The organism is Bradyrhizobium sp. UFLA06-24 (assembly GCF_054967145.1).
In genome coordinates, this window is the sequence record NZ_JADFUE010000002.1 from 89,143 (window position 1) to 107,273 (window position 18,131).

Below are 18,131 nucleotides of genomic sequence, written 5' to 3' on the forward strand. Positions count from 1 at the left end.
TTCAGTCGATGATGCCGAAGTCCGTCACCGGCGTCGCCCAATAGACGAGTCTGGTTCCAGCAAACGAAACCCTGATCCGGTCGAGCAGGCGCGTCGAATCATCCTGCAGCACTATGACCTGCACCATGGCTTGATCGGCGTGGCCCTGGACGCGTTCGGCCGCCGTGTGCAGTCGGACTTCGCCGCCGTGGCCGGCGGCGTGCGAGGCCGTGAAGCCCGAGACAAGGTCGCTTTGTTCGGCGAGATAGTCGAACACCTCTTCCCTGAGCCGATGTGGCACAATCAGCGTGAGGCAGACCTTCTGGTCGGTCATTTGGCCACCTTCGACGTGCCGCCGTAGCGGCGGTACAGGATCGGCAGAAGGATCAGCGTCAGCACCGTCGAGGACAACAGGCCTCCGATCACGACGACGGCAAGCGGTCGCTGGACCTCGGACCCCGGACCCGAGGCAAACAGCAGCGGGATCAGACCAAGCGCCGTGATGCTCGCGGTCATCAGCACCGGCCGCAGCCTGCGCATGGCGCCTTCGACCACGATGCGATGTTCGCTCAGGCCGTGTGCGCGCAGTTGATTGAAGTAGGAGACCAGGACCACGCCATTGAGGACGGCGATCCCAAGCAGTGCGATGAACCCGACCGAGGCCGGCACCGAGAGATACTCGCCGGTGACGACCAGCGCGAAGACGCCGCCGATCAGGGCGAAGGGAATGTTCACGAGCACCAACAAAGCCTGGCGAATGGCGCCGAACGTGGTGAAGAGCAGGACGAAGATCAGGCCGATCGCGACGGGAACGACCACCGACAGGCGTGCCGAGGCACGTTGCTGGTTCTCGAACTGTCCGCCCCAGGTCAGCCGATAGCCGTCCGGCAGTTGCAGTTCCGCCGCAACCTTCTGGCGGGCCGCTTCGACAAAGCCCACCATGTCCCGGCCTCGGACATTGGCCCGAACCACGCTCATGCGAGCGCCGTCTTCGCGGTCGATCTTGACCGGGCCGTCCACGCGTTGAATGCGGGCAACCTGCGACAGCGCGACGTGCTGCCCCGATGCGAGCGTCAGCGGAAGGCTCGCGAGCAGCGTGGGCGCCTCCCTGGTCGTCTTGCTGCCACGGACGAGAATGGGTGTGCGGCGTCCTTCCTCGAGCGCGGTGCCGATCGTTCGCCCCTCGATTTGAGTGCGCAGCGAATTGGCGATGGCATCAACCGTGAGGCCGAGACGTCCGGCCTCCATTCGATTGACGGACACCGTATAATACTGCGCGCCTTCGTTGAGCGTCGTGTAGACGTCCTCTGCGCCATCGATGCTGGACAGGATGGCCGACAACTTTGCCGCGGCTTCGTTCAGCCTGGCGATGTCAGGGCCGAAGATCTTGACCGCGACGTCGCCACGCACGCCGCTGATCATCTCCTGGACGCGCATGTCGATGGGTTGGGTAAAGCTGAGCGAGATGCCGGGAAAGCCGGAGAGAACCTCACGCAAATTCTGCAGCAGGGCCTCTCGATCGTGGGTCTGTCTCTCGGCAGCCGGCTTCAGCACGAGGAACGTGTCGGTCTGATTGGGACCCATGGGATCGAGGCCGAGCTCGTCGGATCCGGTCCGCGCGACAATGCCGGCAATGTCAGGCACTGTGAGGAGTGCGGCCTGCAGCCTTCGGTTCATCGCAAGCGACTCGTCGAGATTGACCGAAGGGAGCGTTTCCACGCTGACGATGACGTCGCCTTCGTCCATCGTCGGCATGAAGGTCTTGCCGAGCTTCGTATAGGCAAAGCCTGCGGCGAGCAGGGCGACCAGCGCCGCAGCCATCACCTTGCGCTCGTTGCGCAAGGCCCAGTCCAGTGCCGGCGCATAGACGCGCTGGGCGGCACGAACGATCAGGGGATCGCCATGCGAGGCCGACCTGAGCAGGAAGGACGTCGCGACCGGAATCACGGTGAGCGCAAGCAGCAGCGAGCCGGCAAGCGCGAAAATGATCGCGAGCGCGACCGGGATGAACAGCTTCCCCTCGAGGCCCTGGAGCGTCAGCAGGGGGACGAACACGATGATGATGATGAGGACGCCCGAAGCCACCGGCTCCAGCACCTCGCAAACCGAGCGGTAGATCAGGTGGATCAGCGGTGCCGTCTTGCCGGGTTCGTGCTTGCCGAGATTGCCGACAATGTTCTCGACCACGACGACGAGCGCGTCGATCAACATGCCGATCGCGATCGCAAGTCCGCCGAGGCTCATCAGGTTGGCGGACATCCCCACCAGCCGCATGACAATCAGCGCAATGACGATGGCGAGCGGCAGGCTGAGGGCAATCACCAGGGAGGCCCGCCAGTTGCCGAGGAAAAGCAGCAGAAGCACAATGACGAGGGCAGTGGCCTCGCCAAGCGCTCGCACGACGGTTCCTACGGCGCGATCGACCAGGCGACTGCGGTCGTAGAACACGTTGATCGAAACGCTCTTCGGCAGCGAGGGCTGCAGCTCCGCAAGGCGGGCCCGCACGTCGCGGACGAGCTGGCCCGCGTTGGCGCCGCGCAAACCGAGCACGAGTCCCTCGACGGTTTCGCCGCGCCCGTTCGACGTGACCGCACCATAACGTGTCAGCGTCCCGACTTTGACGCTCGCGACGTCGTTGACGAGGATCGGCACCCCCTCGCGCGTGTCCACGACGATGCCCTTGATGTCCTCGATCGAGCGGATGCTGCCTTCGATCCGCACCAGGGCGCTGTCCTCGCCCTGGTTCACCCGCCCGGCGCCGTCGTTGCGGCTGTTGGCCTCGATCGCCCGGCGAAACAGGTCGTAGGAGATGCCACGGGCGGCCAGCGCGTCGTTGCGCGGAACGATCTCGAACGCGCGCACGTATCCGCCCAGCGCGTTGACGTCCGCAACGCCGGGAACCGTGCGCAGGGCCGGTCGGATCACCCAGTCGAGCAGGGTGCGGCGCTCGGCGAGCGAAAGCTCGTCGCTGTCGATCGTGAACATGAACATTTCGCCGAGAGGGCTCGTGATCGGGGCAAGGCCGCCGCTCACCCCCTCAGGGAAATCGCGCGAGATGTTCGATAGCCGTTCCGAGACCTGGTTGCGCGCCCAATAGATGTCGGTGCCGTCTTCGAAATCGACGGTGATATCGGCCAAAGCGTATTTCGTGGTCGAACGCAGGATCTTCTTGTTCGGCAATCCGAGCAGCTCGAGCTCGACGGGCACCGTGATGCGCTGCTCGACCTCTTCGGGAGTGAGGCCGGGCGCCTTCATGATGATCTTGACCTGGACTGGCGAAACGTCGGGGAACGCATCGATCGGCAGGCTGGGCAACAGGACGGCGCCGGCCCCGATCAACAGCAACACGCTCAGCAAGACGAACAGCCGCTGCGAAAGCGCGAATGCGACCAGGCGCCGGAGCATTTATTGCCCCAGCCCCGAGAGAATGCCGCGGAGCGCGGAGATGCCGCCGATCGCGATCTCGTCGCGCTCGGTGATCGGGCCGGATATCACGACATGGTCCTGGTCTTCGGCAAGGAGCGTGATCGGGACGAGCCGGAAGCCGCCATCAAAGGCGACGAAGACTGACGTCTGTTCACCTCGACGGACGAGACCGGCGTAAGGAATCTCCCAGGCGCTTTCGCCCGCGGAGAGAAAACCGATGCGAGCCGCGGCCGTCTGGCCGGGATGCAGCTCGCCGTCATTGGGGACTTCCGCACGGACCAGGATGGTCTGGGTGGCGGGATCAATCGTCTCGGAGACCAGCACGACCTTTCCGGGCGTGGAATAGCCCTCGATCTCGACCTTCGCGCCGGCGCGGATCGCTCGAATGCTCGCCGCGGGAACCGCGATTTCGGCCCAGAGCGGCGACAGGCGGGCCAGCTTGACCAGCGGCGCGGATTGCTCGAGCCGCTGCCCCGGCGACACCACGAGGTCGACCACGGATGCGGTTTGCGGCGCATTGACCGTCAGCGTGGCGCTGATCGCGGTTTCCTCGACCAGCCGTGAAATGGCTTCGTCGGACATTCCGCTCAGGCGCAGCATCTGCCGGCGTTCGGCAACCACAAGCGTGGCCTGGCGGGCCTCGGCCTGGCTAGCCTCGAGCACGCGTTGCGGCACGGCCTTGCCGTCGAACAGATCCATGTTGCGTTTGAGCTGCTGGGTTGCCAGCTGCTCCTGCGCGATCGCGTGCAAATAGTCGCGCTGCTGGGAGACGAAGCTTGGACTTTCGAGGACGACCAGCGGCTGGCCGGCCGAGATGCGATCGCCGCGGCCGACGGGGAGGCTGGCGACCATGCCGGCCACGGGGGCGCTGACGACCCACAATTGCGGCGTAGGGATCACGATCTGGACGGGATAGGGCAGCGTCAGGTCGGTCCGGCTCGCGATGGGATGAGCGAGGCGTACGCCAAGATTTCTCGCCTGCGGCTCGGTCAGCTTGAGTTCGTCCTGCGCTCCAAGCATTGGGGACGAAAAGCCGAGGGCGAGCGCGAACAGGACGCTGACAGCCAGTTTCCGACCACGGATCGGGAAGCGAAGCTCATGTTGCATGATAGAGGTGGTCCGAAACAACGTGGCGGCACGTTAGTCCGGCACCATCCGGCCGAGTTGATCTGCATCAACCGGCGTCGGTTCTGCGACAGAATGCAGCGCTGGTCAGCGTCTGACGATCGAGCCGGATCGTCCGACCAGGCGGGCGAGCTGCTTGAAGCGGCTGCCGACCCGGTCGGCGACGAGATCGCCGAGCCGGTGCTCGAAGACCAGCGTCAGACTGCGGCCCCGGCTGCGAAAATGCGTGGCCGGCAGCACGCCCGGACGTGCGGCCGAGATCAGATGCGCGACGCGGAACGCAGCGCCGAGCAGGCGGGCGCGTTCGAGCTGCGCCGGCGTCAGCAATTCCTGCATCGTCAGCGGCGGCTGGTTCTCTTCGCTGAGACCCGCATAGCGATAGAACACCGACAGTCCGACGAAGGCGCGTTCGCGGTGATCGATCGCGCCGAAATTGGCGTTGACCACGAGACTCAGCGTCTGCTCGCCGCGATGATCGGGATGGACGCGCCAGCCGATGTCGGACAGCAGACAGGCCGTGTGGCGCAGACGGCGATCCTCCTCGGTCTCGCGCAGCTTCACGACGCGCGCCAGCCGGTCGGTCCAGGCGATCAGCTCGCGCGCGTGCTGCGCCGAGCGCGACAGAAGCTGGTTCAGCTCCTCGGCCGCGCAGATCAGGCCGTCCTTGTTGCGTTCGGACTCCGGCAACTTCTCGTGCAGCAGGCCCTCGCGCACGCCGAAGGTCGAGAACACGATGGTCTTGGGTTTTGCGACGCGGATGATGTGCTCGAGCACGAGCGCTGCATAGGTGAGGAGAGGGCGCCGCGCATCCGCGACGACCTCGATGTCGGCGAGCATGTCGGCGGCGGCGAGGCGCCGCAGCCGGCGGACAAAATCCAGCGCCTCGGCCGCTTGTATGGAATAGCCGTGCATCACCTGGAGCGGATAGCCGCTCTGGATGATGTGGATGCGCGCCAGCGCGCGCCAGGTGCCGCCGACGGCATAGAAGGTGCGGCCGCTGCCGGCCGTGAGCTGTGGGACCTGGTCGAGCGCCTCGCGCACGATGCGGTCGGCGCGCTTGAGCGATTTGTGGGCGAGGTCCTGGAGCGCGAGACCACCGAGCGGCAGCGTCACGCCGCTCCGCACCCGGTTCCTGCGCACGTCGATCAATTCCAGCGAACCGCCGCCGAGATCGCCGACGATGCCGTCGGGATTGTGCACACCCGAGATCACGCCGAGCGCCGACAGCTTTGCTTCGCGCGGTCCCGACAGGATTTCGATGTTCACGGCGCAGATGCGCTCCGCCTTCGCGATGAAATCGGGGCCGTTGGAAGCATCACGGCAGGCCGCAGTTGCGATCGCGAATACGCGGCCGACCTGCATGACGCGGCACAGCGCGCGGAAACGCTTCAGCGACGTCAGCGCCTTGTCGACGGCGTCGGGCGCAAGCAGGCCGGTGCTCTGCACCTCGCGTCCGAGGCCGCACAGCGTCTTCTCGTTGAAGATCGGAATCAGGCTCCGCGCCAGCGCCTCGTAGACGACGAGACGAACCGAATTGGAGCCGATGTCGATGACCGCGACGCTAGCGCCACGCTTGCGCGGGCGTTTCACGACAAGGATCTCCGGTCAGGACTGATGGCGTTCGTTCCGGCGTGTGAGACGCCGCGGCGAGGATTCCTTGAGCGACTTTCCACGGCCAGACAGACTCGGATTTGTCATGAAGTAGTTGTGCACGTTGAAGGGCTCCTCGCCCTTCGCGGCCTTCATACGCGTTGAAGACCCGTCCGGCAACAATTGCCAGCTCTGCTCATTGTCCTTCAGATTCGCGACCATGATCTGTTCGAGAACCTGCTGATGCACCGTGGGATTCTGCAGCGGACACAACACTTCGACACGGCGATCGAGGTTGCGCGGCATCATATCGGCCGACGAGATATACACAGCCGCTTTCGCGCTCGGCAGGCCCTGGCCCATGCCGAAGCAGTAGATTCGGCCGTGCTCCAGGAAGCGCCCGATGATCGACTTGACGCGGATGTTCTCCGACAGGCCAGGAATACCGGGGCGGAGGCAGCAGATACCGCGTACCACGAGCTCGACTTGAACGCCGGCCTGCGAGGCCTCGTAGAGCGCGTCGATGATATCGGGGTCGACCAATGCATTCATCTTCATCCAGACCGCGCCGGGCTTGCCGTGACGCGCGTGTTCGGTCTCGCCCTGGATGTGCTCGATGATGCGCTTGCGCAAGGTCAGCGGCGACACGGCCATCTTTTCCAGATCGCTCGGTGCTGCGTAGCCCGTAATGAAGTTGAACACGCGCGCGGCGTCGCGGCCGATGGTCGGTTCCGAGGTGAAGTAGGAGAGATCGGTGTAAATTCGCGCGGTCACCGGGTGGTAATTGCCGGTGCCGGTGTGGACGTAAGTGGCAAGGCTCCCGCCCTCGCGGCGCACCACCATCGAGAGCTTCGCGTGCGTCTTGAGTTCGAGGAAGCCGTAGACGACCTGGACGCCGGCGCGTTCGAGATCGCGCGCCCAGCGGATGTTGGCCTCTTCGTCGAAGCGCGCCTTCAATTCGATGAGCGCGGTGACGGACTTGCCGGCTTCGGCAGCTTCGGCCAGCGCGCGCACGATCGGCGAGTTGTTCGAGGTCCGGTAGAGCGTCTGCTTGATCGCGACGACGTCGGGGTCGCGCGCCGCCTGTTGCAGGAACTGCACCACGACGTCGAAGGATTCGTAGGGGTGATGGACAATCAGGTCCTTCTGCCTGATAGCGGCGAAGATGTCGCCGCCATGCTCGCGCACGCGCTCGGGATGGCGCGGCACGTAGGGGGTGAATTCGAGATCGGGCCGATCAAGCCGGGTGAGCTGCGACAGCTCGTTCATGGCCAGCACGCCGTCGACCAGGAACACCTCGTCATCGGACGCCGACAGCGCGTGCTGCACGAAGCTGCGCAGCTCCTCCGGCATCTTGGCGTCGATCTCCAGCCGAATCACCGAGCCGCGGCGGCGGCGCTTCAGCGCGGTCTCGAACAGGCGGACGAGGTCTTCGGCCTCTTCCTCGATTTCGAGCTCGGAGTCGCGGATGATGCGGAAGGCGCCCTGGCCGTGCAGACTGTAGCCGGGGAACAGGCGGTTGATGAACAGGCTGGTTGCCTGCTCCAGCGAGATCAGGCGCACCTTGCCTTCGGCCGGCAGGCGGATGAAGCGGTCGATCTTGCCGGGCATACGGATCAGCGCGTTCATCGGCTTGCCGTCGGCCTCGCGCGTGAGCTGGAGCGCGATGGTGAAGCCGAGGCTCGGGATGAACGGGAAGGGGTGGGCAGGATCGATCGCCAGCGGTGTCAGCAGCGGGAAAACGTTGTTGAGGAAATAGTCCTCGAGCCAGGTCCGTTCCGCCTTGGTGACGTCCTTGCCGTCGACCAGCACGATGCCGACCTCGGCCAGCGTGCCGCGCAGGTCGCGCCAGATGGCCTGCTGATCGGAGGCGAGCTGGGAGACTGTGCGGTTGATCAGCGCGAGCTGCTCGGACGGGGTCAAGCCGTCAGGGGCGCGTTCGGCAATGCCCTCGCGCACCTGGGCTTTGATGCCGGCGACGCGGACCATGAAGAATTCGTCGAGATTGTTCGCCGAAATCGACAGGAAACGCACCCGCTCCAGCATGGGATGGCTGGGGTTGACCGATTCCTCCAAGACGCGCCGGTTGAAGTGCAGCCAGGACAGTTCGCGATTGATGAAGCGCTCGGGGCTTGTGGCGATCGCCGGCAGGCCCTGGGGCTCCGTGGCTTTCTCTTTTGTTTCAACGGCTTGCGCAGAGTCCATGAGAAGTCGGTCCATCAAAATTGCCCCTCTTTGCGACTTAGGCGCAAAACCGGCGGGAGCATGTGTTAGGGCGATGACGTTTCGATGACATTGATGTTCCGCCGCGGCATTGCGTCAAGCCGGCCTGAGGGAGCTGGCGGTCAGGTGTCCCGGAGCAGCTCGGCGGCGAGGGCCCGGGTGACGGGGCGGCCGAGACGCAGCGCCTCGCTGTCGAGCAGTTCCACGGCGCGCCGGGCGGCGGCCGAGGAGCGCTCCAGCCGGGTCGCGAGATAGCTCACGACGCTTTCGTCGATGGCAAGCTGGCGGTCGGCGCAGAATTTGACGATCAGGCCGCGGAACAGCTGGTCGTCGGGCGGCGCCAGCGAAATCACCGGAATGGTCCGCAGGCGGGAGCGCAGGTCGCGGAGATCCACCTCCAATGCCGCCGGTGCCTCGCGAGCAGTGAACAGCACGAAGGCGCCATCCTCGCGGGCAAGGTTCATCAAATGGAAGAGGGCGCGCTCGTCGAAATCCCTGGCCTTGAGATCCTCCATCACCAGAGCGCCGGTCGCGAGCGCGCCGGGGACGCTGGCTGGGGTCAGCGCATTGGCCATGGTCGAGCGGGCACCTGATATCTCGGCCCAGATCGCAGCCAGATGGCTCTTGCCGGAACCCTCAGGGCCGGCGAGCCACATGATCCGGCTCGGCCATTCCGGCCAGCTGTCGATCAAAGCGAGGCCAGCGGCATTGGCGGGGCCCTCGAGAAAATTGTCCCGGGTGAGGCTCTCGGCATGCGGAAGCGAAAACGCCAATTGCCGGGGATGAACGCGGGCTGCCACGCTTGCTTTGCTCCGTGCCGGCGCGCCGGCCTTGTCTGAAGAGATTCGTGTTACTCGATCGGGACTCGGCCTTTTGCGGGGCCGCATCCCGTCTCATTTCGCCTCGATCGTGCTCATGTGCCGCAGCCATTCGACGAGGTAGAGTGACACTGAGGACAGCGTGAACACCGTGACCAGCGCCAGCAGGATCATATCATAAGGCGCAGCCTTGAAGCCGAAGGCGAGGGCCGCCAGCACTAGGGCCGCATAGGCCACCTGGGCGGCGGTATTGAGCTTCGAGACCTTGGAGGGCCTCATCTCGACGGGTTTGTCGAACAACCAGGATACGATCACGGCAGCGACGATCATGATGTCGCGCGACACCACCAGGATCACGATCCAGCGTGGGATATCGCCCCAGATCCCGAGCGACAGGTAGATCGACACCAGCAAGGCCTTGTCGGCCAGGGGATCGAGCAGGGCGCCGAGCTCACTGGCCATGTTGAAGCGCTTGGCCAGGAAGCCATCCACGGCGTCGCTGATGCCCGCGATGAGGAAGACGGCGAACGCCACCTCCATTTGGCTCGACACGATGGCCCAGACGATGATGGGGACCAGCATGATGCGGCCCAAGGTAATGATGTTCGGTATACTCACACGGCGCTTCCCGGCACCCGACCTGACCTTGAATCCCGGCTCTAAGAGGCTGAACCGGTTGATATCTCTACATAGTATAGGGCGGGGCGCCACGCTTGCCATTGCGCGTCCCCGGAATTCGACGTAACCAGCCGCAAACCCACTGGAAATCGGGCATGACCGACCGCAAAAACGGCCTCACTTACGCCGATTCAGGCGTCGATATCGACGCGGGCAACCGCTTGGTCGACCTGATCAAGCCGATGGTGCGCGCCACCGCCCGGCCCGGCGCAGATGCAGAGATCGGCGGATTCGGCGGCCTGTTCGACCTCAAGGCGGCCGGTTTTAGGGATCCCGTCCTGGTCGCGGCTACCGACGGCGTCGGCACCAAGGTCAAGATCGCAATCGAGACCGGCCTGCATGGCGGGATCGGCATCGACCTCGTCGCCATGAGCGTCAATGACCTCGTGGTCCAGGGCGCCGAGCCGCTGTTCTTCCTGGACTATTTTGCCTGCGGCAAGCTCGACCCCGAGGCCACGGCCGCGATCGTCGCCGGTGTTGCCGAGGGCTGCCGCGAATCCGGCTGCGCCCTGATCGGGGGCGAGACCGCCGAGATGCCCGGCCTCTACAAGGACGGCGACTATGATCTCGGCGGTTTTGCTGTTGGCGCCGCCGAGCGCGGCACGCTGTTGCCGCGCAAGGATATCGCCGTCGGCGATGCCGTGATCGGCCTTGCTTCGTCGGGCGTGCACTCCAACGGCTTCTCGCTGGTGCGCAAGATTGTGGAACAGTCCGGCCTTGGCTTCGAGGCACAGGCGCCATTTGCACCGGTCATGACCCTTGGCGGCGCGCTGCTGACGCCGACCCGCCTCTACGTCAAATCCTGCCTGCGAGCGATCCGCGAGACCGGCGCGTTGAAGGGGCTTGCCCATATCACCGGCGGCGGCTTCACCGACAACATCCCGCGCGTGTTGCCAGGCAATCTCGGTGTCGGTATCGACCTTGCGCGCCTACCGGTGCTGCCCGTGTTCAAATGGCTGTCCGAGCAAGCCGGCATCGCCGAGCTCGAAATGCTCCGCACCTTCAACTGCGGCATCGGCATGATCGCCATCGTCGAGCCTGACAAGGTCGACCAGGTCACGCAGGTCTTCACCGATGCCGGCGAAACCGTGGCACAGCTCGGCACCGTGATCCCGGCCGAGGGCGAGCACCGCGTGGTCTATAACGGCCATCTCGATCTGGCGCTGTGATGAAGCGCCGCGTCGCCATTCTGATCTCCGGTCGCGGTTCCAACATGGCCGCACTGATCAAGGCCGCAAGCGCGCCGGATTTTCCGGCAGAGATCTCGCTGGTGATCTCGAACAAGGCCGACGCGCTCGGGCTCGAACGGGCCAAGGCGGCCGGCGTGACGACGCTGGTGATCGAGAGCAAGCCGTTCGGCAAGGACCGCGCTGGTTTCGAGAAAGTGTTGCAGGCAGCTCTGGACCAGCACGGCATCGAGCTGATTTGCCTCGGCGGCTTCATGCGCCTGTTCACCGCCGAATTCACCAAGGCCTGGTACGGACGGATGCTCAACATCCATCCGTCGCTGCTGCCGTCGTTCCCGGGCCTCGACCCGCATGGGCAGGCCCTGCGCGCCGGCGTCAAACTGTCCGGCGCGACGGTGCACTTCGTGATTCCCGAGACCGATGCGGGCCCGATCGTGATGCAGGGCGCCGTGCCCGTCAGCGACCACGACACGGCGGAGACGCTATCGGAGCGCATCCTCGAAGTGGAGCACCGCATCTACCCCGCGGCACTGAGCCTGCTCGCGACCGGCAAGGTCACGATCGAGGGAGACGTCTGCAAGACGGCGGGAAGCGCGGCGTCCGAGAATTTTCTGATTGCGCCGGTGGCGAACTGAATCGCGTCCTGCGTTTCGTCACCCCAAATAAAATCCCCCGGCAGAGCCGGGGGCAACGTCATGATCTCTCGCGCTGAGCTTCGAGAGAAATCAGGAGACCTTGAGGTTCTCCGCGGACGATTTGCCGCGGTTCTCCACGAGGTCATATTCAACCACCTGGTTCTCGTTCAGGGTCGAGAGGCCAGCGCGCTCGACCGCGGAGATGTGGACGAACACGTCCTTATCGCCGCCGTTGGGCTTGATGAACCCGTAACCCTTGGTGGGGTTGAACCATTTGACGGTGCCCTTTTGTGGCATCGTTAGTCTCCTCCGCTAGATACTAAAAAGACGCGGCCGCTTTTCGCGTGCCACGTCACAAACGGGCTTCCGGAAGTCTGTTCGAGTCTTGAGTCTGTCGCGAAACGCACAGCCGAGCGGCCAATTCCGATTGTGTGCGGTATTCCAACACGAAAACCGCGCGCTAGCAAGTCGCGCGCGAATTTCAAGGTCACGCGGAAGATCTCCCGCAGCAATTTGCGACCTGTGGCCGAGGAACCACAATCAGGGGCAATCACCCCGGCGATAGCCTGCCAAGCTGTTGACCCCTCATGGCAGTTCAGCACAAATCGCCGCACCTGCTCGCCGTTCGTGTTGTATTTTTGCGGCCGCCATTTTGCTTCTGGGATTCCTCGTCATGTGCCGCATTCGGCAGCCCAACAGGATACGGCAGACGATCGGATTGGGCCGTGTCCGTCGGATCGTGCGGGCAGTTGCCGTCGCCCTTTCGGTTGTCGTGATGCTGCCGGTGACGTCAGGCTTCGCTCAGACCCCGACGCCTGCTGCATCTCCGACGCCGACGCCCACGCCATCGCCGATCCCGACTCCAAGCGCGACATCGACCAATTACAACCAGTCGGCCGGCAGCAGCACGCTCAATTTCGGCTCGAACTTCCTGGAGCGGCTCGGTAGCCAGGCGTCGGGCGGCGTCAACCGGGTGTCACGCACCAATCCCGGCGGCGGGGGTGCGTCGGAGAGCGCGGAGGATCCGCGCTACCGCACCTGGTTCGAGGGTTATGGGATGTCAGTCCGGACCGATGCCCAAGGGGATTTCGTCGGCGACAAGCGCAAGACCGTCGGCGGTGTCGCCGGCTTCGGCGCGCGGATCGCGCCCGGCGTCAACCTCGGCTTTTCCGTTGACCAAAGCCATACCGACATCGACGTGCCGCTCGCGCTCCAGTCGGCGACGCTCGACCTGACGCAGGTCGGCTTCAACGGCTCCGTCGACAAGGGCCCGTGGACCTGGGCCTTCGCAGTGGTGCACGGCTTCGGCAAGGTTCATTCTAGCCGCGACACCGGCTTTGGTCTCGCAACCGCGGGCTATCGCGCTGCTGTCGATGGCGCGCTGACCGAGATCAGCTATTACTGGACCAGGGACCAGAGGCGCATCGTGCCCAAGGGCGCGCTTGAATATGTGCGGGCGACCGGCGCGGCGTTCCAGGAGACGGGCGGACTTGACCCGCTCAACGTCGGCTCGAGCGCAATCTCGCGTGCGCGCGTCATGGTCGGCGCCGAGATCGGGCGCTACTTCATCTTCGACAGGAAGGTCCTGGACCTCTCAGCTTACGGCAAGTTCGTCGATAATTTCCATCAGGACCTGGGATCGGTACAGGTCAGCTTGGGGAGCCAGAACATCATCGTTCCCGGCATCGGCGAGAGCCGATACGGCATGGACGCCGGTGCCGCTGCCTCGCTCAGCCTGACCAACACCGCGCGGTTGTACGTCAATTACGACGGCAAATTCCGCAATGAGCTGGTGTCGCACCAGGGCACGGTCGGCTTCGAATATCGGTGGTGACGTGGGGTGCCCTGGCGCTTAAGCCGGTGTCACCGCGACGTAGCCGGTCAATCCAAAGGCTTCGCGGACCGACGTCATCATCGGCACCAGCGCGTCCGGATGGATGAACTCGTCTCGGAAGCAGGGATAGATTTTGGGATCGAATATCTTTTTCAGCCAGTCGACGACGATCTTGTGCCGCTCGGAGGCGCGGAACTCTTTGTGATAAGTGAGCCAGAGGTCGACGTGATGGCTGACGCCGAGATCGACGGCGACGAGCGGTGCCCCCAGCGCGATCGCCACCGTCGGCAGGAAGCCGATGCCGGCGCCGCGCTCGACCGCATAGAGCACGCCGACCGAGGAGTTGGTCTTGATTCCGACGATGCCTTCTAGCGATTTCAACCCGAGCACGCGGGCATAGGCGCCGCCGTCGACCTGCGGCGCGCTCTGCTGGATGATGCGATGGCTCGGCAATTCGGCGAGCGTTGCCGGCAGGCCGTAGAGGTTCGCATAGTCGTTCGAGACGAACGGATAAATGTGCAGCCGGCCTAGCTTGGCCACGATGAGGTCGGGATTGGTCGGCGGCTCGAGCTGGATCGCGATGTCCGACTCCAGCCGCGCGACGTCCGCCTGCTCCATCGCACAACGCAGATCGACGGTGATCTTGCGATAGCTCTTCTGGAAGTCGATCAGCCGCGGCAGGATCCAGAAATTGCCCGGACCCTCCGTCACCGCGACGCGCACGGTGCCCGACAAGTCGTTGGACGTGCGCGAGGCGCGACGGAAGACGTTGAAGGCGTGACGCTCCATATGCGCGACGTCCGCGATCATAGCGGCGCCTTCGTCGCTGAGCGTGAGGCCGCTCTGGTCTCGCAGGAAAAGCTTGCAGTCGATGCTCTCTTCGAGCCGGTCGATCCTGCGCATCAACGTCGTGGAAGTGAGCCCGAGCTCTTCGGCGGCATTTCGGAAACTTTTAAATTTGGCGCAGGCTAAAAACAGCTTCAAATCATCCCACGACGCATTTAGCGGTTCTTCATGGTGCTGCATCATTGCAGCACCCCGGTGCAATACTTGCTGCATACTCCTGATCTCCAGCCGCTTAGCTTTTCCCCATAGCGGCGTACAAAACCCTGGAACGATAGAGGGACGACATGGGTATGGAAAGGGGCTCGCTTGCCCCGAGGCATGATTTCGACGCCTTGCCGTTGACCCCCGAGATCGACGTCCGTTGCGCGCAGCTTTCCGAAATCGCAGCGCTGTCGGAGATGGCGCACCGGCTGGTTCCTGGCGTAGAGATCGGGGCAGTGGAGCTTGCGAAATATTTCGCCTTTGATCCCCAGAGCATCCTGACCTTCACCCGAAAAGGCAGTTTGCTCGGCGGCATGGCCTTCCTGTTTCTCAACGATCATGGGCATGATGCATTGCTGCTCGACGAAATCTGTCTGACTGCGCCGGAGACGCGCTATCTCGCTTCCGCGAATGACGACGTCGCAGCCATCTACATCTGGGCGATCGCGGCGACCGGCCGCGGTATCGGGGGGCTTGGCAAGGCTGCTGCTCATCTGCGGCAGTTAAGGTTTCGCGGCGCGGATTGCTATGCCCAGCCGTCAACCGTGGCCGGACGCGAGATCATGGGGGCGACCGGATTCAAGCCCATAGCGAGCTTCCAGCCCGACCTCTGGTGTTACGAGCGCCCGTGGCACCGTCGCCCGATGCGCATGCCGGGTGCTTTCGTTCAATCAAGGAGTTTTGCAGATGCACGGCACTAGGATTCCTCTCGCCAAGCCCGACTCCCGCGCCATCACCGTCCGCCTAGCGCGCAATCCAAGCGACCTCATGCTGGTCACCGCCATTCGCTCCGCGGTCTATCTCGCCGAGCAGGATTGTCCGTTTGACGAGGAGTTCGACGGCAACGACATGGTGGCCGCACATTTCATCGGCTATGTCGGCAACGAGCCCGCGGGCTGCCTGCGCGTGCGTTTCTTCGGCGATTTCGCCAAGGTCGAGCGGCTCGCGGTGCGTCACCAATATCGGCGCTCGCGCCTTTCGTTCAAGCTGGTGCAGGCGAGCATCGACTTCGTAAAGCGCAAGGGGTTCCGCAAGATCTACGGTCAGGCTCAGGACCGGCTGGTGGATTTCTGGGCTCATTTCGGCGCCAAACCGCTCGGCCACAACAGAAAGATCACGTTCTCGGATTTCTCTTACACGGAGATGCTGCTGGAGATCGAGCCGGGTCCGGACGCCATCACGCTGGACAGCGATCCCTATGTGATCATCCGCCCGGAGGGCGACTGGGACCGGCCGGGCGTGCTCGATGCCTCGGCGGGGCGAGCGGTGACCTCGCCATTGCGGGACCTCGCGCTCGCCGGCCGTTGAAATGGGTGCAGCTCTGCGCAAGACAATGCGCTCTGCCGCGACCATCCGCGGGTCCTGCGCGAACATTCGACTAGACTATCTGATCCCTGGGCGTCGCCACGTCATACTCGTTGGCGTCGCCGCCACCATGCGCTCTTCGGAGCTGTTGTTGCTGTGGCGCAGCAATCGATCGCCAGCGATGCATTGAAACCATCGCAAGGGCGGCATGGCGCGATCTGTCACCCACGCTGACAGATGTACGGAAGGCGAGGGCGCGGCGAATGACGTTCGAGCACCCGTTGTCGTCGGCCTGCGACCTCTCGTGTTTCGCGGACGATACGTACAGAAACCGCGATGCCGCGGCTTGCCTCGAGCCGGGCGCGGCAGCCGTCCGCAAACAGTTGGTGGTGGATGTCACCACCAACTTTGCTACACTCCAAGCCAGCGCCGAAACTGATCAGAACCAGCCGGCGCCGTTGCGGTCCAGGCGGACGTGATCGGCGGATGCAGGGGTGGGACATTGTCGCGGAAGAACGACCTCAAGGAGCTGGCGAGCGATCTGTCACGGGCCGTCGAGACGGCGCGCCGGGTCGGTCTGCCCACGACCGTCTATCTGCTGTCGATGGCGCTGGTTGACGTGAAGGAAGCCGCTGCCGATCACGACGGGAGCGACGATAGCGCGGCCTGAGCGCTGCCCCGCGTGCGGCTTTGTGCAATGCTGCTGAGCGCTTGTTGCCGATGAATTGACGTTGCAAGTTCTGCCTCGTCGCAATAGCCAAGTAACCAGCCGAGTAACTCGACAATCGCGTGCGACGTCGGCCGCGCCGACGACGTCACGACTAAAGGGATCCCCGCACATGTCCATGCTGCCCAATTCGCAAGAAGCCCGTGATGTGGCCTACCAGCTCCATGCCTACACCAATGCGCGCGCCCATCAGCAGGCGGGTCCCCTGGTGATCGAGCGCGGCGATGGGCCTTACGTGTTCGACGCGGCGGGCAAGCGTTATTTCGAGGCGATGGCGGGCCTGTGGAGCGTCGGGCTCGGCTTCAACGAGAAGCGGCTGGTCGAGGCGGCCTACAAGCAGATGCAGGCGCTGCCGTTCTATCACACCTTCTCGGCCAAATCGCACGGGCCTTCCATCGATCTCGCCGAAAAGCTGGTGGCGCTCGCGCCGGTGCCCATGAGCAAGGTGTTCTTCACCAATTCGGGCTCGGAGGCGAACGACACCGTTCTCAAGCTGATCGCCTATCGTTCCAATTCGCTCGGCCAGCCCCAGCGCAAGAAGATCATCAGCCGCATGCGCGCCTATCACGGCGTGACCATTGCGTCCGCGAGCCTCACGGGCCTGCCCAACAACCACCGCTCGTTCGACCTGCCGCTGCCGAACATCCTGCACACGGGCTCGCCTCATTTCTACAAGGACGGCGCCCCCGGCGAGAGCGAGGAGGCGTTCGCGACGCGACGGGCCGAGGAACTCGATGCGCTGATCCAGAAGGAAGGACCCGATACGATCGCTGCCTTCTTCGGCGAGCCGGTCATGGGAGCAGGCGGCGTCGTCGTGCCGCCGGCGACCTATTGGGACAAGATCCAGGCGGTCCTGAAGAAGTACGACATCCTGCTGATCGCCGACGAGGTGATCTGCGGCTTCGGTCGCACCGGCAAGATGTTCGGCTGCGAGACCTATGGCATCAAGCCCGACGCGATGGTGGTCTCCAAGCAGATCACATCGAGCTATTTCCCGCTGTCGGCGATCATCATGAACGATCGCATGTTCGAGCCGATCGCCGACGAGAGCAACAAGATCGGCGTGCTCGGCCATGGCTTCACCGCGGGCGGCCATCCGGTCGGCTCGGCCGTGGCGCTCGAAAACCTCAAGATCATCGAGGAGCGGGGCCTGGTAGCGCATGCCGCCGAGCTCGGCGGCTACATGCAGGGCCGCTTGCGCGAACTCACCAGCCATCCGCTGGTCGGCGAGGTCCGCGGCGTCGGCATGATCGCAGCGCTTGAGCTCGTGCTCGACAAGGACCGCAAGACCGCGGCCGCGGCCCCTGGCGCCGTCGGCGGCATGGCGAGCCGCATGATCCAGGAGCGGGGCGTGATCTTGCGCAATATGCTCGACGCCATCGCCATCTGCCCGCCGTTGATCGTCACCAAGGCGCAGATCGACGAGCTGGTGGCGGCAATCACTGGCGTGCTCGATGATATGAAGGCCGAGGTGGCAAAGCTGCCGCAGGCCTAGGGCGAGCGTGTCAGTGTGGCTGGATGACCGGCCATCTCTACCGACGTCGTCCTGGCGAAAGC

At 64.2% G+C, this 18,131-nt stretch carries 16 protein-coding genes; 7 read left to right on the forward strand and 9 right to left on the reverse strand.

The genetic code is table 11. The features are described 5' to 3' along the window. Window position 1: 1 nt before the first annotated feature. The 7 genes from IF809_RS02885 to IF809_RS02915 all read right to left on the reverse strand — a co-directional run bounded on the left by IF809_RS02885 (window position 2) and on the right by IF809_RS02915 (window position 9,779). On the reverse strand, window positions 2-313 hold the full coding sequence (locus IF809_RS02885) for a DUF3240 family protein (RefSeq protein WP_128965858.1): 312 nt from the start codon (window positions 311-313) through the stop codon (window positions 2-4). Continuing rightward, entirely contained in the window at window positions 310-3,384 is a 3,075-nt protein-coding gene (locus tag IF809_RS02890; RefSeq protein WP_462836765.1) for an efflux RND transporter permease subunit, read from the reverse strand. The genes IF809_RS02885 and IF809_RS02890 overlap by 4 nt, the downstream gene beginning before the upstream one ends. Then, window positions 3,385-4,512: an efflux RND transporter periplasmic adaptor subunit gene (locus tag IF809_RS02895; protein WP_462836766.1), complete on the reverse strand. Its 1,128-nt coding sequence runs from the start codon at window positions 4,510-4,512 to the stop codon at window positions 3,385-3,387. A gap of 105 nt (window positions 4,513-4,617) precedes the next feature. Next, on the reverse strand, window positions 4,618-6,120 hold the full coding sequence (gene ppx / locus IF809_RS02900; RefSeq protein WP_462836767.1) for an exopolyphosphatase: 1,503 nt from the start codon (window positions 6,118-6,120) through the stop codon (window positions 4,618-4,620). Between the two features lie 15 nt (window positions 6,121-6,135). Continuing rightward, on the reverse strand, window positions 6,136-8,325 hold the full coding sequence (locus tag IF809_RS02905) for an RNA degradosome polyphosphate kinase (protein ID WP_453983676.1): 2,190 nt from the start codon (window positions 8,323-8,325) through the stop codon (window positions 6,136-6,138). 140 nt (window positions 8,326-8,465) lie between these two features. After that, complete coding sequence (locus IF809_RS02910; RefSeq protein WP_462836768.1) at window positions 8,466-9,143, reverse strand: P-loop NTPase family protein; 678 nt, start codon at window positions 9,141-9,143, stop codon at window positions 8,466-8,468. A gap of 93 nt (window positions 9,144-9,236) precedes the next feature. After that, the gene (locus IF809_RS02915) at window positions 9,237-9,779 is read right to left on the reverse strand and encodes a CDP-alcohol phosphatidyltransferase family protein (protein ID WP_128965862.1); all 543 of its coding nucleotides are present in this window, start codon (window positions 9,777-9,779) and stop codon (window positions 9,237-9,239) included. Between the two features lie 155 nt (window positions 9,780-9,934). On the opposite strand from IF809_RS02915, the gene purM reads away from it, so the two are divergent. Both purM and purN read left to right on the forward strand, forming a co-directional pair. Continuing rightward, complete coding sequence (purM, locus tag IF809_RS02920) at window positions 9,935-11,008, forward strand: phosphoribosylformylglycinamidine cyclo-ligase (RefSeq protein WP_453991301.1); 1,074 nt, start codon at window positions 9,935-9,937, stop codon at window positions 11,006-11,008. Further along, window positions 11,008-11,661: a phosphoribosylglycinamide formyltransferase gene (purN, locus tag IF809_RS02925; protein ID WP_164938633.1), complete on the forward strand. Its 654-nt coding sequence runs from the start codon at window positions 11,008-11,010 to the stop codon at window positions 11,659-11,661. Before purM ends, purN begins: the two co-directional genes overlap by 1 nt. 90 nt (window positions 11,662-11,751) lie before the next feature. Here purN and IF809_RS02930 read toward each other — a convergent pair whose 3' ends face one another. Then, window positions 11,752-11,958, reverse strand: coding sequence for a cold-shock protein (locus IF809_RS02930; protein ID WP_008551638.1), 207 nt, complete (start codon window positions 11,956-11,958; stop codon window positions 11,752-11,754). A gap of 376 nt (window positions 11,959-12,334) precedes the next feature. Between IF809_RS02930 and IF809_RS02935 the strand changes: the two genes are divergently transcribed. Next, on the forward strand, window positions 12,335-13,495 hold the full coding sequence (locus tag IF809_RS02935; protein WP_462836769.1) for an autotransporter outer membrane beta-barrel domain-containing protein: 1,161 nt from the start codon (window positions 12,335-12,337) through the stop codon (window positions 13,493-13,495). Between the two features lie 18 nt (window positions 13,496-13,513). Here IF809_RS02935 and IF809_RS02940 read toward each other — a convergent pair whose 3' ends face one another. Continuing rightward, a complete protein-coding gene (locus IF809_RS02940) occupies window positions 13,514-14,554 on the reverse strand; it encodes a LysR family transcriptional regulator (protein ID WP_128965866.1) in 1,041 nt (346 codons plus the stop codon). A 71-nt stretch (window positions 14,555-14,625) separates the two neighbouring features. Between IF809_RS02940 and IF809_RS02945 the strand changes: the two genes are divergently transcribed. The 4 genes from IF809_RS02945 to IF809_RS02960 all read left to right on the forward strand — a co-directional run bounded on the left by IF809_RS02945 (window position 14,626) and on the right by IF809_RS02960 (window position 18,069). Further along, window positions 14,626-15,243 (forward strand): hypothetical protein, encoded by a 618-nt coding sequence (locus IF809_RS02945; protein ID WP_164938634.1) that lies wholly within the window; start codon window positions 14,626-14,628, stop codon window positions 15,241-15,243. Continuing rightward, window positions 15,230-15,850, forward strand: coding sequence for a GNAT family N-acetyltransferase (locus IF809_RS02950; RefSeq protein ID WP_128965867.1), 621 nt, complete (start codon window positions 15,230-15,232; stop codon window positions 15,848-15,850). The genes IF809_RS02945 and IF809_RS02950 overlap by 14 nt, the downstream gene beginning before the upstream one ends. Window positions 15,851-16,349: 499 nt before the next feature. Then, entirely contained in the window at window positions 16,350-16,517 is a 168-nt protein-coding gene (locus IF809_RS02955; RefSeq protein ID WP_164938635.1) for a hypothetical protein, read from the forward strand. A 169-nt stretch (window positions 16,518-16,686) separates the two neighbouring features. Beyond that, on the forward strand, window positions 16,687-18,069 hold the full coding sequence (locus IF809_RS02960) for an aspartate aminotransferase family protein (RefSeq protein WP_462836770.1): 1,383 nt from the start codon (window positions 16,687-16,689) through the stop codon (window positions 18,067-18,069). Window positions 18,070-18,131 lie beyond the last annotated feature (62 nt).

Bases quoted from the DNA above. Each gene is read 5' to 3' on its own strand.
- IF809_RS02950 (WP_128965867.1), top strand. From the start codon at position 15,230: ATGCACGGCACTAGGATTCCTCTCGCCAAGCCCGACTCCCGCGCCATC.
- IF809_RS02945 (WP_164938634.1), top strand. From the start codon at position 14,626: ATGGGTATGGAAAGGGGCTCGCTTGCCCCGAGGCATGATTTCGACGCC.
- purM (WP_453991301.1), top strand. From the start codon at position 9,935: ATGACCGACCGCAAAAACGGCCTCACTTACGCCGATTCAGGCGTCGAT.
- IF809_RS02905 (WP_453983676.1), bottom strand. From the start codon at position 8,325: ATGGACTCTGCGCAAGCCGTTGAAACAAAAGAGAAAGCCACGGAGCCC.
- IF809_RS02890 (WP_462836765.1), bottom strand. From the start codon at position 3,384: ATGCTCCGGCGCCTGGTCGCATTCGCGCTTTCGCAGCGGCTGTTCGTC.
- IF809_RS02940 (WP_128965866.1), bottom strand. From the start codon at position 14,554: ATGCAGCAAGTATTGCACCGGGGTGCTGCAATGATGCAGCACCATGAA.
- IF809_RS02960 (WP_462836770.1), top strand. From the start codon at position 16,687: ATGTCCATGCTGCCCAATTCGCAAGAAGCCCGTGATGTGGCCTACCAG.
- IF809_RS02935 (WP_462836769.1), top strand. From the start codon at position 12,335: ATGTGCCGCATTCGGCAGCCCAACAGGATACGGCAGACGATCGGATTG.
- IF809_RS02895 (WP_462836766.1), bottom strand. From the start codon at position 4,512: ATGCAACATGAGCTTCGCTTCCCGATCCGTGGTCGGAAACTGGCTGTC.
- IF809_RS02930 (WP_008551638.1), bottom strand. From the start codon at position 11,958: ATGCCACAAAAGGGCACCGTCAAATGGTTCAACCCCACCAAGGGTTAC.
- purN (WP_164938633.1), top strand. From the start codon at position 11,008: ATGAAGCGCCGCGTCGCCATTCTGATCTCCGGTCGCGGTTCCAACATG.
- IF809_RS02885 (WP_128965858.1), bottom strand. From the start codon at position 313: ATGACCGACCAGAAGGTCTGCCTCACGCTGATTGTGCCACATCGGCTC.